General features: G+C 64.4%; 14 protein-coding genes. 12 read left to right on the top strand and 2 right to left on the bottom strand.

The annotated features are described in order from the left end of the window. Nucleotides 1-183: LuxR C-terminal-related transcriptional regulator (locus tag AC04SH_RS03030; protein ID WP_488573881.1), on the bottom strand; the 183-nt coding region annotated here is incomplete at its 3' end. Between the two features lie 233 nt (nt 184-416). Between AC04SH_RS03030 and glyA the strand changes: the two genes are divergently transcribed. The 5 genes from glyA to AC04SH_RS03005 all read left to right on the top strand — a co-directional run bounded on the left by glyA (nt 417) and on the right by AC04SH_RS03005 (nt 4,883). Further along, entirely contained in the window at nt 417-1,730 is a 1,314-nt protein-coding gene (glyA, locus tag AC04SH_RS03025) for a serine hydroxymethyltransferase (RefSeq protein ID WP_488573880.1), read from the top strand. 79 nt (nt 1,731-1,809) lie between these two features. Next, on the top strand, nt 1,810-2,397 hold the full coding sequence (locus AC04SH_RS03020) for a hypothetical protein (RefSeq protein ID WP_488573879.1): 588 nt from the start codon (nt 1,810-1,812) through the stop codon (nt 2,395-2,397). Nucleotides 2,398-2,644: 247 nt separating this feature from the next. Further along, on the top strand, nt 2,645-3,139 hold the full coding sequence (gene nrdR / locus AC04SH_RS03015; RefSeq protein WP_023669351.1) for a transcriptional regulator NrdR: 495 nt from the start codon (nt 2,645-2,647) through the stop codon (nt 3,137-3,139). A gap of 2 nt (nt 3,140-3,141) precedes the next feature. Beyond that, nucleotides 3,142-4,266, top strand: a complete 1,125-nt coding sequence (gene ribD / locus AC04SH_RS03010; RefSeq protein WP_488573878.1) for a bifunctional diaminohydroxyphosphoribosylaminopyrimidine deaminase/5-amino-6-(5-phosphoribosylamino)uracil reductase RibD — start codon at nt 3,142-3,144, stop codon at nt 4,264-4,266. Further along, the gene (locus AC04SH_RS03005; protein WP_488573877.1) at nt 4,266-4,883 is read left to right on the top strand and encodes a riboflavin synthase; all 618 of its coding nucleotides are present in this window, start codon (nt 4,266-4,268) and stop codon (nt 4,881-4,883) included. The genes ribD and AC04SH_RS03005 overlap by 1 nt, the downstream gene beginning before the upstream one ends. Before the next feature lie 13 nt (nt 4,884-4,896). Here AC04SH_RS03005 and AC04SH_RS03000 read toward each other — a convergent pair whose 3' ends face one another. Then, on the bottom strand, nt 4,897-5,544 hold the full coding sequence (locus AC04SH_RS03000; RefSeq protein WP_488573901.1) for a glutathione S-transferase family protein: 648 nt from the start codon (nt 5,542-5,544) through the stop codon (nt 4,897-4,899). A 230-nt stretch (nt 5,545-5,774) separates the two neighbouring features. Between AC04SH_RS03000 and ribH the strand changes: the two genes are divergently transcribed. The 7 genes from ribH to AC04SH_RS02965 all read left to right on the top strand — a co-directional run bounded on the left by ribH (nt 5,775) and on the right by AC04SH_RS02965 (nt 12,180). Next, entirely contained in the window at nt 5,775-6,269 is a 495-nt protein-coding gene (gene ribH, locus AC04SH_RS02995) for a 6,7-dimethyl-8-ribityllumazine synthase (protein ID WP_488573876.1), read from the top strand. Then, nucleotides 6,266-6,757: a transcription antitermination factor NusB gene (gene nusB, locus AC04SH_RS02990; protein ID WP_352589330.1), complete on the top strand. Its 492-nt coding sequence runs from the start codon at nt 6,266-6,268 to the stop codon at nt 6,755-6,757. Before ribH ends, nusB begins: the two co-directional genes overlap by 4 nt. Beyond that, the gene (locus AC04SH_RS02985; RefSeq protein WP_488573875.1) at nt 6,754-7,971 is read left to right on the top strand and encodes an MFS transporter; all 1,218 of its coding nucleotides are present in this window, start codon (nt 6,754-6,756) and stop codon (nt 7,969-7,971) included. Before nusB ends, AC04SH_RS02985 begins: the two co-directional genes overlap by 4 nt. 163 nt (nt 7,972-8,134) lie before the next feature. Next, the gene (gene osmF, locus AC04SH_RS02980; protein WP_488573874.1) at nt 8,135-9,046 is read left to right on the top strand and encodes a glycine betaine ABC transporter substrate-binding protein OsmF; all 912 of its coding nucleotides are present in this window, start codon (nt 8,135-8,137) and stop codon (nt 9,044-9,046) included. Nucleotides 9,047-9,332: 286 nt separating this feature from the next. Beyond that, nucleotides 9,333-10,496, top strand: coding sequence for an ABC transporter permease (locus AC04SH_RS02975; RefSeq protein ID WP_192253264.1), 1,164 nt, complete (start codon nt 9,333-9,335; stop codon nt 10,494-10,496). Further along, the gene (locus AC04SH_RS02970) at nt 10,493-11,431 is read left to right on the top strand and encodes an ABC transporter ATP-binding protein (RefSeq protein WP_488573873.1); all 939 of its coding nucleotides are present in this window, start codon (nt 10,493-10,495) and stop codon (nt 11,429-11,431) included. The genes AC04SH_RS02975 and AC04SH_RS02970 overlap by 4 nt, the downstream gene beginning before the upstream one ends. Further along, nucleotides 11,428-12,180, top strand: coding sequence for an ABC transporter permease (locus AC04SH_RS02965; protein WP_488573872.1), 753 nt, complete (start codon nt 11,428-11,430; stop codon nt 12,178-12,180). Before AC04SH_RS02970 ends, AC04SH_RS02965 begins: the two co-directional genes overlap by 4 nt. The last annotated feature ends 17 nt before the right edge of the window (nt 12,181-12,197 follow it).

Below are 12,197 nucleotides of genomic sequence, written 5' to 3'. Positions count from 1 at the left end.
TGATATAATTAACAAAAGGCCGCCTGAAAGGCGGCCTTTTTTGTTGCGCCGCTCTGGCTGGTCTCGGCCTATATGAGCCTTCACCAGCCTCGCCACCGCTTGGGTGCGGTTGACGGCGCTCAGCTTGCGCCGTGCATTGTCGACATGGAAGCGCACCGTCGCCTGGGCGATGCCCAGGATCACCGAGATTTCCCAGTCGGCCCTCGGCGACAAGCGCCAGGGGCGGCAGGAGCGGAAATAGCGGGATTCAGGGTCGCTCTGCCGCAATCCGGCCAGCAAATTTCGCGCCGCAAACGTGGCGAGGCCAAAACAACTGTGTTAATGGCGCGGCAATGCGTGTCGCCCAGAACTGAGCAGCGGTTTTGGGGCAGCGATATGCATAGGTAAATTGCCCCGAACCGGAGGATTTTCAGGCCATGGCAACTGCAGCGGCAGCGTCGAACAAATTCGAGTCCTTCTTCGAAACCACGCTTGCCGATGCCGATCCGGATATTTTCGGCGCCATCCGCAACGAGCTCGGCCGCCAGCGCCATGAGATCGAGCTGATCGCGTCGGAAAACATCGTTTCGCGCGCGGTGCTCGAGGCGCAAGGGTCGATCATGACCAACAAATATGCCGAGGGTTATCCGGGCAAGCGCTACTATGGCGGCTGCCAGTTCGTCGATGTCGCGGAAGAACTCGCCATCGAGCGCGCCAAAAAGCTGTTCGGCTGCAACTTCGCCAATGTCCAGCCGAATTCCGGCAGTCAGATGAACCAGGCGGTCTTCCTGGCACTGCTTCAGCCCGGCGACACCTTCATGGGTCTCGATTTGAATTCCGGCGGCCACCTGACCCACGGCTCGCCCGTCAACATGAGCGGCAAATGGTTCAAGGTCGTCTCCTACGGCGTGCGCAAGGACGACCATCTGCTCGACATGGACGCCATCGAGAAGACCGCGCATGAGACCAAGCCGAAGCTGATCCTGGCCGGCGGCACTGCCTATTCGCGCATCTGGGACTGGAAGCGCTTTCGCGAGATCGCCGACGCGGTCGGCGCCTATCTGATGGTCGACATGGCCCATATCGCGGGCCTCGTCGCCGGCGGCGTGCACCCGTCGCCGCTGCCGCATGCCCATGTCGTCACGACCACCACGCACAAGTCGCTGCGCGGCCCGCGCGGCGGCATGATCCTGTGCAATGACGAGGACATCGCCAAGAAGATGAACTCGGCGGTGTTCCCCGGCCTGCAGGGTGGCCCGCTGATGCATGTCATCGCCGCCAAGGCGGTTGCTTTCGGCGAGGCGCTGAAGCCGAGCTTCAAGGTGTATGCCGAGAGCGTCGCCGCCAACGCGAAGGCGCTGGCGTCGAGCCTCCAGGAAACCGGCCTCGACATCGTTTCCGGCGGCACTGACAACCATCTGATGCTGGTCGACCTCAGGCCCAAGAACGCCACCGGCAAGCGGGCCGAGGCGGCGCTCGGCCGCTCCAACATCACCTGCAACAAGAACGGCATCCCCTTCGATCCGGAAAAGCCTTTCGTCACCTCGGGCGTTCGCCTTGGCACGCCGGCCGGCACCACGCGCGGTTTCGGCCAGGCCGAGTTCCGCGAGATCGGCAAACTGATCGCCGAAGTGCTGGATGGGCTGAAGGTCGCCAATTCCGACGAAGGCAATGCGGCTGTGGAGGCGGCGGTGAAGGCCAAGGTCATGGCGCTGACCGATCGTTTCCCGCTCTATCCCTATCTCGGTTGACCGCACGCCGCGCGTCGTCTTTTATCCCGCGCTCTGCGCCGCTCCTGTTCGGGCGGCGCGGCCTACTGGAGATTTGATGATGTGTGTGTACCGTCCTGCCATTCTGGCCCTCTTCGGCTTGCTTGCCGCTTTCACTGTGTCGGGCGCGGTTGCCCAGGAGCAGACGCAGCCGAGCACGGATATGCCGGCGACCAACACTTTTGGCAGGTGGACCACCATCATCGATGCGCTCGATACCGGCCAGGATTCGCACAAGACCTGCGCCGCCTCTACCGCCTTTCTCGATGGCAGCGGCAATGCGGGCACGCTGACGCTTTCGATCTCGACAGGCGACGCCCTGCCGCCCGATGCCTATCCGGCAATCATGATCACGGTCGCCAACAAGGAGCTGCCGACGGGCAAGAAGATCGCGGCGACATTCGGCGACCCCGGCGTCAAGGTTTCCACGACGGTCTATTCCAATGATGCCGCCGGCCGCCCGAGCTGGACAGTCGACAACCAGGCCAAGACCAGCCTCGCGCTGCTGCGTGCCATGCGCCAGGTCATCTCGCTCGATGTGACGTTCGGCAAGCAAACTGTCGCCAGCATCCCGATGGATGGCTTCACCAAGGCCTACCGCAACCTCGGAACGTCCTGCGGCTTCCCGACCAAGGACGTCGCGCCCTGACGTATCTGGCGCGGCTGGCAATTTTCGTCGCGCCTCGCTATCTCTCAGGGAGCGAGCGGCCTCTGCCGAACCTTTGCCCGTCCCGGCAAAAACCTCTAAGCCTCTCGTCTAAAGCATGATCCCGAAAAGTGGGAACCGGTTTTCGGAAAAGATCATGCTCAACAAAGAGATAGATCAGGATACCGATTCGGTCATTCAACCAAACGTCATCCTGATCTAGCCAGAATCGCCAACCCGAAGGCTCTCCATGCGCTGTCCCTATTGCCAGTCCGAAGATACGCAGGTGAAGGATTCGCGCCCCGCCGAGGATGGCGCCGCGATCCGCAGGCGGCGCGTCTGCCCCGATTGCGGTGGCCGCTTCACCACTTTCGAACGCGTCCAGCTGCGCGACCTCGTGGTGGTGAAGAAGTCCGGCCGCAAAGTGCCGTTCGACCGCGACAAGCTCTTGCGTTCGGTGGAGATCGCGGTGCGCAAGCGCAATGTCGATCCCGAGCGCATCGACCGCGCGGTGACCGGCATCGTGCGCCAGCTCGAAAGCTCCGGCGAGACGGAGATCGCCTCGGGCGAGGTCGGCCGTCTCGTCATGGAGGCGCTGAAGTCGCTCGACGACGTCGCCTACGTCCGCTTTGCCTCGGTCTATCGCAATTTCCGCGAGGCCAAGGATTTCCATGACGTGCTGGGAGAACTCAAAGGTGACGAGCTCAAGGGCGACGAGCTGAAGAGCGAAGAGGACGCCGGCTGAGCATGGCAGCGCCTGGCAAAGCCGAACAGGAAGCTCTCGACCGCCGTTTCATGGCGGCCGCGCTGCGGCTGTCGCGCAGAAATGCCGGCCGCACCTCGACCAACCCTTCCGTAGGCACGATCATCGTGCGCAATGACGGTGCCGGGCCGATGATCGTCGGCACCGGCGTCACTGCCGTTGGCGGCCGGCCGCATGCCGAGACCGAGGCGCTGGCTGAGGCCGGCGAGCTCGCGCGTGGCGCCACGGCTTACGTCACGCTCGAGCCCTGCGCCCATCATGGCCGCACCCCGCCTTGCGCCAATGCGCTGGTCAATGCCGGCGTGGCGCGGGTTGTCGGCGCTGCCAGCGATCCCGATCCGCGCGTATCCGGCAAGGGCTACGCCATCCTGCGCGCCGCCGGTATCGAGGTGGTCGAAAAGGTGCTGGCCGCGCAAGCCGCCGAGCAGATGGCGGGCTATCTCACTCGATCGCTGAAAAAGCGTCCGGAAGTGATTCTGAAGCTTGCGCTTTCCAGCGACGGCAAGATCGGCAGGCATGGCGCCGGCCAGGTTACGATCACCGGCGATATTGCACGCCGCGAGGTCTATCTGATGCGGGCCGAGGCCGACGCCATACTGGTCGGCATCGGCACGGCGTTGGAGGATAATCCAGCGCTTACCGTGCGGCTGCCGGGGCTGGAGAACCGCTCGCCGGCGCGCATCGTGCTCGACCGCCAGATCAGGCTGCCGGAAGCCTCGAAGCTGGTCTCCGGCGTCGACCGGGTGCCGCTCTATATCGCCGCCTGCCTGGAGGCCGACCCGTTGCGGCGGTCGGTGCTGGAGCGTGCCGGCGTGCGCTTCATCGGCACCGAAACCCATGAAGGCGGGGTGGCTCTGCCGGAACTGCTCGAGGATCTCGGCGCGCTCGGCATGGCCAGCGTTCTGGTCGAAGGTGGCGCCAAGGTCGCCAGCGCCTTTCTCGCCGAGGGACTGGTCGACCGCATCGTGCTGTTCCAGGGGCCGGAGGCGATCGGCGAGGACGGCATTGCATCGCCCATCGACGCCGACCATATCCCGGCAGGATTCCGCAAGTTGCGCGACATGCGCTTTGGCGAAGACGCCTATGCCGAATGGATAAGGGATCTCTGATGTTTACCGGAATTGTTACGGATGTCGGCACCGTCGCCTCGGTGCGGCCGCTTAGGGAAGGGGTGGGCCTGCGCATCGACACCGCATACGACCCACAAGGCATCGCCATCGGCGCGTCGATCTCCTGTGGAGGAGTCTGCCTGACGGTGACGGCGCTGCCCGACAGCGGCTCGAATGCGCGCTGGTTCGAGGTCGAGGCCTGGGAAGAGGCGCTTCGGCTGACGACAGCAATGGGCTGGAAATCCGGTACCCGGATCAATCTGGAGCGGGCGCTGAAGATTGGCGACGAACTCGGCGGCCATATCGTCTCCGGCCATGTCGATGGCATGGCCGAAATCGTCGAGCGCAAGGATGAGGGCGATGCTGTGCGCTTTACCCTGGATGCGCCGCGCGAACTGGCGAAATTCATAGCGCCCAAAGGCTCGGTCGCGCTCGATGGCACCTCGCTCACCGTCAACAAGGTCGAAGGCACCCGCTTCGACGTGTTGTTGATCCATCATTCGCTGACCGTCACCACCTGGGGCGAGCGCCAGGTCGGCGACCGCGTCAACCTCGAGATCGACACCATGGCCCGCTATGCCGCGCGCCTGGTCGAGGCGGCGAAAGAAGGTTTGTAGCGTTCAGGCGACTTCAGCTGGCTGATGGGGCGTTGATTGCAAATTGCGCAGCGAAAGCCCTGATATAAGCGGGCCGGGCTTCTCCGCGCGCGACATAGGCAGCCAGGTTTTGATATTCGTCCAGAATGCCTGACATTCTCAGGCGCAGCAGCACCGATACCATCAACAAATCGCCCGCGCTGAACGCACCGTCGAGCCAGTCGGCGGCGCCCAAATGAGCCGAAAGCTTGTCCAGCGGGGCGCGAACACGGTCCTTTACCAGGGGCAAGCGCTCCTCGCTCCAGGGCTTGTCGGCTTCGAATATCCTTGCCGTCGTCAGTTCGAGGATCGGCGGCTCGACAGTGTTGAGGGCGGCAAATATCCACGTGATGGCGCGCGCCCGCGCATCGCGATCCCCAGGCAGCAGCCCCGCATGCTGCTCGGCAAGATGGAAGACGATCGAGCCGGTCTCGAACAGGCGGAGGGAACCTTCCTCATAGGTGGGGATCTGGCCGAAGGGATGGATGGCCAGATGGTCAGGCGCCTTCATCCCTGCGAAGGACACAAGACGAACTTCGTAAGGCTGCCCCACCTCTTCGAGCGCCCAGCGAACGCGCGTATCGCGCGCCAATCCCTTGCCGCCATCGGGCGATCGCTCAAAGGCCGTGATGGTGATTGTCATCGTATCGTATCCGTTTCCTTGCCTGGGCGAATTTCTTCCGCCTCCAATCATGAAGACGAATGTGCCTCCCGAAAGTCGACATCGGTCCTGAACAATTTTCATTGCCGGGCGCAGTCCGCGAATGCCTGGTCCCGAGGTCGAGGTAGCACGGAAATTGGTCTTGCCCTTCGGACAAAGCTTGCGAATGCGGCCGCTTCGGCCTAAGTCACCGGCGACCCCCGGAGACATTTATGGCTGGCACATCCCAACACGGCAAAGCGTTCATCCGCCCGAAGAAGAAGGCCCACCTTCTGATCATCGAGGCACGCTTTCATGACGATCTTGCCGACGCGCTGCTCGACGGCGCGACAAACGCGCTCGACGAAGCCGGCGCGACCTATGACGTCGTCACCGTTCCCGGTTCGCTGGAAATTCCAGCCGTGATCACGTTTGCGCTCGACGGCATGGGCGAAGGCGGCAAGGACTATGATGGCTTTGTCGCGCTTGGCACCATCATCCGTGGCGACACCTATCACTTCGATATCGTCGCCAATGAATCGAGCCGTGCGCTGATGGATCTGTCAGTGCAGGAAGCGATACCGATCGGCAACGGCATCCTGACCACCGAGAACGACGCGCAGGCCTGGACGCGCGCCAAGCGCTCGGAAGGCGACAAGGGCGGCTTTGCGGCGCGCGCGGCAATCACCATGATCGCGCTCAAGGAGAAACTGGGAGCGCAATCGTGAGCGAACCCGCTTCGCCCGGTCCGCGCCATGCCAACAAGCGTGGCGCTGCCCGTCTGGCCGCCGTGCAGGCGCTTTACCAGATGGACGTGGCCGGCAGCGGCGTCTTCGAGATCACGGCGGAATATGAGGCGTTCCGGCTCGGCAAGGAAGTCGACGGCGCGCTTTACCGCGAGGCCGACGCGCAATGGTTTCGCGCCATCCTGACAGGCGTTGTCGAGAACCAGAAGACCATCGATCCGATCATTCGCCAGGCGCTGACCGAGGACTGGCCGCTGTCGCGGTTGGATTCAACGCTGCGCGCCATCCTGCGCGCCGGCGTCTATGAACTGATGAAGCGCGACGACGTGCCGGTGGCGGTCATCGTTTCGGAATATGTCGACATCGCCAAGGCCTTCTATGAGGAAGACGAGCCGAAGCTGACCAATGCCGTGCTCGATCGCGTGTCGCGCCGCGTGCGCGGTGAGGGGCGCGGCAAGGACGCGTCGTGACCGACGCGGTCGCCGGCGCGGCAAGGGAAGCGCGCCGCACGGCGATCATCCTGGCAGCGTCGCAGGCGATCATCGGCTCTGCCGCGCCGATCGCCATTTCCATGGGCGGGCTGGCTGGGCAATATCTGCTCGGTCCCGACAAGTCGCTGGCGACGGCGCCGATCACCGGCTTCAACATCGGCGTGGCGCTCGGCGCATTGCCGGCCGCCGCCATCATCCGCTGGCTCGGCCAGCGCCGCGGCTTCATGACCGGCACCATCGTCACCGCGCTGGGTGGGATTATCTCGACGCTGGCGCTGTTCCAAGGCAGCTTCTGGCTGTTCGCTTTCGCGCTGCTGGTGATCGGCGTCGGTGGCGCTTTCGTCCAGCAGTTCCGCTTCGCCGCCGCCGACAACGCGCCGCCCAAATTCAAGGCGCGCGCCATTTCCTTCGTGCTGGCCGGCGGTATCATCACCGCCATTCTTGGGCCACAGATCGTCATCTTCACCCGCGAATTGCTGGCGCCGGTGATGTTTGCCGGCTCGTTCGCGGCCATTCCCGTGCTGGCGGCGGTTGGCGCGGCCATTCTCTGGATGCTGCGCATCCCGACCAAGGCCCTCGGCCACGCACAAGTGACGTCCAACGACGCCCGTCCGCTCACCGAAATCGTCACCCGACCACGTTTCGTCGCTGCGCTGTTTTGCGCCGTCGGCAGCTATGCGCTGATGAGCTTCGTCATGACCGGCGCGCCGCTGGCCATGGTCGGCTGCGGCCTGTCGACGGACGACGCCACGCTTGGCATTTCCTGGCATGTGATGGCTATGTTTGCGCCGAGCTTCTTCACCGGTTCGCTGATCCATCGCTTCGGCGCCGAGCGCATCGTCGCCACCGGACTGGTGCTGCTCGTCGGTTGCGCCGCGGTGGCGTTGTCGGGCCTGCAGCTGTGGCAGTTCTGGACGGCGCTGATCCTGCTTGGCCTCGGCTGGAATTTCGCCTTCATCGGCGCCACCTCCATGGTCGCCGACAGCTACCTTCCGTCCGAAAAAAGCAAGGTGCAGGGCTTTCACGATTTCGTCCTGTTCGGCTCCGTCGCTTTCGCCTCGCTGATGTCGGGTGCCATCTATAATGCCTGGGGCTGGGAGATGCTGAACTGGCTGGTCTTCCCGGTGGTCGCGCTCTGCTTCGTGGCGCTGGGCGCGCTCAAGCTGACCGGGTTGCGCAAGGCGAACGCCTGATCCCTGACACTGCCTGTCAGCATGACGCCGGCCGAAATCGCGGCGACGGCACAAAATTATTGCGTCTGCGCCACTTGTTATGAAACCGTGTGCCCCGACGGGGCGTTGAAGCCATGCTCATATGCGGCCGCCGCATTCCGGTTCAAAGCAAGAGGTTTTCATAATGTTCTCAGTCAAGGTTCTGGCCGGCGCGGCATTGGCGCTCGGCATCACCGCGGCTTCCGCCAATGCCCAGGTGGTTGTGTCCTCGAAGATCGATACTGAGGGCGGCGTGCTCGGCAACATCATCCAGCTGGTGCTGAACGCCAACAACATCAAAACCACCGACCGTGTCCAGCTCGGCGGTACGCCGGTTGTGCGCAAGGCGATCACCGCCGGCGAGATCGACATCTATCCCGAATACACCGGCAACGCCGCCTTCTTCTTCGAGAAGGCCGACGATCCGGTCTGGAAGGATGCCGCCAAGGCCTATGAGACCGCCAAGAAGCTCGACTACGACGCCAACAAGATCGTCTGGCTGTCGCCATCGCCGGCCAACAACACCTGGGCGATCGCGCTGCGCAAGGAGGTTGCCGAGACCAACAAGCTGGCGACGCTCACCGACTTCGGCAAATACGTCGCCGGCGGCGGCACGGTGGTTTTGGCCGCCTCGGCCGAGTTCGTCAATTCGGCGGCAGCCCTGCCGGCCTTCCAGACCACGTATCGCTTCACGCTCAAGCCCGACCAGCTGATCACGCTTTCGGGTGGCGACACCGCGGCGACCATTGGCGCGGCCGCCAACCAGACCAACGGCGCCAACGCCGCCATGGTCTACGGCACCGATGGCGGTATCGCGCCGTCCGGCCTGGTCGTGCTCGACGACGACAAGGGCGTGCAGCCGGTCTACCAGCCGGCGCCGATCATCCGCGAAGCCGTGCTGAAGGAGCATCCGGAGATCGAGACGCTGCTGAAGCCGGTCTTCGCCAAGCTCGACCTCGTCACGCTGCAGGATCTCAACGGCCGCGTCCAGATCGGCGGCGAGCCGGTCAAGGGCGTCGCCGAGGACTTCCTGAAGAAGAACGGGTTCTTGAAGTAGTCAGCGCGTAGCTCATAGTGACACCGGTGCAAGGCGCTCCACTCTGGAAGCTGCTGATCTCCCCCCTTGCGGGGGAGATGTCCGGCAGGACAGAGGGGGGTGCTGTCCCGCTGACACCTCAACCCATCACAGCTGCGCACTTTGATAGGGTTGCTTCCGAACGAACCGACGGTCGAAAGCTGGCGATCCTTCACACCCCCCTCTGGCCTGCCGGCCATCTCCCCCGCAAGGGGGGAGATTGGCTCTCACGCCGACCTGCGCCAATCGCCTCTCATGAGGGGCATCCATGACCCTTCGTTTCGACAAACTCGGCGTCGTCATCGCGGCGATCGTTGCCTATGCGGCGTTCTTCGCCCCGTTCGCCACCTTCCGCGCCAACCGCATCGTGCCGGGCGAGGCGCGCTCGATCTTCGAAGCGCTGCCGCCGACGATCGGGCCGCTGCTGCTGGCGATCGTCGTCGTGGCCGCGATCATTGCCTTGCTGAAAACCCCGCTGGTCCTGCGCTTGGCGGCGAGCGTGGTGGCGCTTGTTGCCCTTGCCATCCTGATCGGCGTTGCCGGCACCTTCCTCACGCCGGCGGGCAACACCTTCGCCCGCATCTCGCCGGCCTCCGGCTTCTGGCTGCTGATCTTCGCCTTCACGCTGCTTCTGGCCGACGTGCTGACCAGGCTCAACCTGTCGCCCTTGGCCCGCGTCGGCGTGCTTGTCATTGCCGCACTCGCCATCGGCTTGCTGTTGATCTCAGGGCGGTGGGATAGCCTGTCGATCCTCAAGGAATATGGCAACCGCGCCGACAGTTTCTGGGCCGAAGGCTCCAAGCACGTCACGCTGGCGCTGGGCTCGCTGGCGGCCGCGGTGATCGTCGGCTTGCCGCTCGGCATTCTGTGCCATCGCGTCGAACGGTTGCGGGCCGGCGTGCTCAATGTGCTCAACATCGTCCAGACCATTCCCTCGATCGCGCTATTCGGCCTGCTGATCGCGCCGCTCGGCTGGGTGGCCGCGCATGTTCCAGGTGCTGCGGCGCTCGGTATCAGAGGCATCGGCACCGCGCCGGCTTTCGTCGCTCTGTTCCTCTATTCGCTGCTGCCGGTGGTGGCCAACACGGTGGTTGGGCTCGCCGGCGTGCCGCGTGCCGCCAACGATGCCGCGCGCGGCATGGGCATGACCGACCGCCAGCGTCTGTTCGGCGTCGAGTTCCCGCTGGCCTTTCCGGTCATCCTCACCGGCATCCGCATCGTCCTGGTGCAGAACATCGGCCTTGCCACCATTGCAGCGCTGATCGGCGGCGGCGGCTTCGGCGTGTTCGTGTTCCAGGGCGTCGGCCAGACGGCGATGGATTTGGTGCTGCTCGGCGCCGTGCCGACGGTGGCGCTGGCCTTCGCCGCGGCCATCATCCTCGACGCAGTGATCGAAATGACCGCCACCAAGCGCAGGGTTGAAACGGCATGATCGAGATCGAAGGCATTACCAAGCGCTACGACGCCACGACCGTGGTCGGCGACGTCTCGATGGTCATCGAGCCGCGCACGGTTTGCGTCATCGTCGGCACCTCCGGCTCCGGCAAGACGACGCTGCTGCGGATGATCAACCGGCTGGTCGAGCCGACCGCTGGTGTGATCAAGCTCGACGGCAACGACAACCGATCGCTGCCGGGCTACGAGCTGCGCCGCAGCATCGGCTACGCCATCCAGGGCCACGGCCTGTTCCCGCACCGAACGGTGGCGCAGAACATCGCCACCGTGCCAGTGCTGCTAGGCTGGGACAAGGACCGCATCAAGGCTCGCGTCGACGAGCTGATGACGCTCTACCAGCTCGACCCCGAGGCCTATGGCCCGCGCTATCCGCACGAATTGTCGGGCGGCCAGCAGCAGCGCGTCGGCGTCGCCCGTGCGCTCGCCGCCGAACCCAACGTGCTGTTGATGGACGAGCCGTTCGGCGCGCTCGACCCGATCATTCGCACCAAGGCGCAGGAGGACCTCTTGGCGATTCAGAAGCGCTTCGGCACCACCATCATCCTTGTTACCCACGACATGGAGGAGGCGGTGCATATGGGCGACAAGATCGCCGTAATGGATGCCGGCAAACTGGTGCAATACGCCAAGCCGGAAGAGATCTTGGCCCGGCCCGCCAGCGCCTTCGTCGAAACCCTGGTCGGCGCCAGTGAAAAGCCGTTCCGGCTGCTCTCGCTCGGCCGCGTGCGCGACGCCGTGGAGAAGGGCACCGCCGAAGGCGAGGCGATCCCCGGTGACGCCAGCCAGCGCGACGCGCTGGCGGAGCTTCTGTGGTCGGGCCGACCGGCGCTGCCCGTCAAGGACGAAGACGGCAAGCCGCTCGGCCGCGTCACCGTCGACGGGCTGGTCAAGCGCGCGGCGAGGCCGGCATGAAAGCCTGGCTGCCTTCACTGCTCAGGCTTGCCCTGGTGGTGCTGCTCATAGCCTTCGTCACCAATCCCGGCTGGTTCGAGCCGCTGCTGAAGCCGCTGATCGAAAACAATGCGCCGGCGATCTACAATCAGGGCAGCCTGCTGACGCTGACGCTGCTGCATTTGCGGACGGTGCTGATCGCTACGGTAGCCGCCACCATCGTCGCCGTTGCGCTTGCCATCCTGGTCACCCGGCCGGCCGGCGCCGAATTCCTGCCGCTGTCGCGCAGCCTGGTCAACATCGGCCAGACCTTCCCGCCGGTGGCGGTGCTGGCGCTGGCGGTGCCCGCCGTCGGTTTTGGCGAGAAGCCGACGCTGATTGCGTTGTTCCTCTACGGCCTGCTGCCGATCTTCGAGAACGCGCTGACCGGGCTGACGACGCTGCCGGGCAATGTCATGGAGGCTGCGCGCGGCGCCGGCATGACCGGCTGGCAAAGACTGATCAAGGTCGAACTGCCGCTCAGCGCTCCGATCATTCTGGGTGGTATCAGGCTGTCGGTGGTGATCAGCCTCGCCACCGCGACGATCGGCTCGACGGTTGCCGCCAAGACGCTGGGCGAGGTGATCATCGCCGGCCTGTTGTCCAACAACCTTGCCTTCGTCCTGCAAGGCGGCCTGATCGTCGCTGCCCTTGCGGTGCTGATCTATGACGGCCTGTCGGCGATCGAACGCTACACTGCGCGCCGCATGGGGCAAGAGACCGGCGAGTGATTTTCGGCCAGGCCGCA

Source organism: Mesorhizobium sp. CNPSo 4688, from assembly GCF_057784295.1.
The sequence above is the reverse complement of the archived record's forward strand: the minus strand, read 5'-3'. Positions and strand labels throughout refer to the sequence as shown.